General features: G+C 61.5%; 2 protein-coding genes. One reads left to right on the top strand and one right to left on the bottom strand.

From position 1 onward, the window contains the following. On the top strand, nucleotides 1-1,115 hold a 1,115-nt coding region (locus A2I95_RS34390), incomplete at its 5' end, for a class I tRNA ligase family protein (protein ID WP_291737015.1). Between the two features lie 128 nt (nucleotides 1,116-1,243). On the opposite strand, the gene A2I95_RS34385 is transcribed toward A2I95_RS34390, so the two are convergent. Then, nucleotides 1,244-1,630 carry a VOC family protein gene (locus A2I95_RS34385; RefSeq protein WP_291737013.1) on the bottom strand — a complete coding sequence of 129 codons (387 nt, stop codon included), beginning with the start codon at nucleotides 1,628-1,630 and terminating at the stop codon, nucleotides 1,244-1,246. Nucleotides 1,631-1,926 lie beyond the last annotated feature (296 nt).

Raw genomic sequence — 1,926 nt, 5'->3', positions numbered from 1 at the left:
CCTGGATCGACAGCAAGAACGACTGGCCCATCCTGACCACCTCGATCGCCAAGAAATGGCTGCATGACGGCGACGGCCTGCAGGACCGCGGCATCACCCGTGATCTGGACTGGGGCGTGCCGGTCAAAAAGGGCGGCGCGGACTGGCCCGGCATGGAAGGCAAGGTCTTCTATGTCTGGTTTGATGCGCCGATCGAATATATCGCCGCTGCTGCCGAATGGGCCGAGGCCAATGGCAAGACCGACGCCGACTGGCAGCGCTGGTGGCGCACCGACAAGGGCGCCGAGGACGTCAAATACGTCCAGTTCATGGGCAAGGACAACGTCCCCTTCCACACGCTGTCGTTCCCGGCCACCATCCTCGGCTCCGGCGAGCCGTGGAAGATGGTCGACCACCTGAAGTCGTTCAACTACCTGAACTATGACGGCGGCCAGTTCTCGACCAGCCAGGGGCGCGGCGTGTTCATGGACCAGGCGCTGGAGATCCTGCCCGCGGACTACTGGCGCTGGTGGCTGCTGAGCCATGCACCGGAAAGCAGCGATTCCGAGTTCACCTGGGAGAACTTCCAGCAGTCTGTGAACAAGGATCTGGCGGACGTGCTGGGCAACTTCGTTTCACGTATCACCAAATTCTGCCGTTCCAAGTTCGGCGAGGAAGTTCCGGCAGCTGGCGAATACGGCGAACAGGAACAGGCACTGATCAACGAGCTGACCACCCGCATCCGCGCCTATGAGCGCCATATGGAGGCGATGGAGGTCCGCAAATCGGCGCAGGAGCTGCGGGCGATCTGGGTCGCGGGCAACGAATATCTGCAGTCCGCGGCACCCTGGTCGGTGTTCAAGCAAGACCCTGACCGCGCCGCCGCACAGGTGCGTCTGGGCCTGAACCTGATCCGCCTTTACGCGGTGCTTTCGGCCCCCTTCATCCCGCAGGCTTCGGACACGCTGATGGCCGCTATGAACTCGGACGACCGCAACTGGCCCGAAGATGCGGCAGCAGCCCTGGCCGCCCTGCCCGCGGGCCACAGCTTCACCGTGCCCGAAGTGCTTTTTGCCAAGATCACCGACGAGCAGCGCGAGGATTGGCAGGCGCGCTTCTCCGGCACCCGCAGCTGAGCCCCCAGACCGCATGAACCGCCCCGGCGAGGCGGCCTGAGATTGCGCGAACCCCGTCAGTATGGCGGGGTTTTGCTTTGCCCGGCTTGTCTTGTCTCCCTGTTTCAGCAGACAGCGGAACAGGCAGGCTATGCTGCAGGTGTGTGGCAGACCGCTTCGATGTTGTGCCCGTCAGGATCCAGGACAAACGCGCCATAGTAGCCCGGATGATAATGCGGTCTGAGGCCCGGCGCCCCATTGTCTGTTCCGCCCGCCAAAAGGGCGGCGGCATGGAATGCATCCACACTGGCACGGTCACGGGCCGTCAGCGCGATATGCAGCTTACCGGTTGTTGCGTCTTCTTCAGCGAGCCAGAACCACGGGCGGGTGTCGCCGTACCCGGCAACCTTGACGCCATCCGTGTGCTCGAGCGGAACAGTGAACAGCCGCGCAACCCCCAGGGGCGCAAAGGCGCTGTCGTAAAATGCAGCTGAACGGTCAAAACCGGTTACGCCGAAAGTCACGTGATCAATCACTGTCCCCTCCCTGATAGCGGAACAAGACCGACCTTATGCCGACCCGTGTCTTTTGCAAAGCAGCGGCTGGCCGGTGAGGAACCAATAGGATCAGCCACAGCGCCTCCTGCTGAGTGGCTGACTTTGCCTATGCGAAAGCCCTCCTTGGCACGCTGTTTTCAATGGCATCTCCTTGCGCGCAAGGGGTTTTTATTTCTTAGTAAAAAACTCAGATTGACATACCTGAGTGAATAATTCAGGTATACAGCATTCCAGCCAGCCTGACTCGGATCAGGCGAGCCCGAGCGACGTGTAAT

The sequence above is a fragment of the Leisingera sp. F5 genome (genome assembly GCF_001593695.1).
This window is presented reverse-complemented; position numbering and strand designations above follow the sequence as displayed.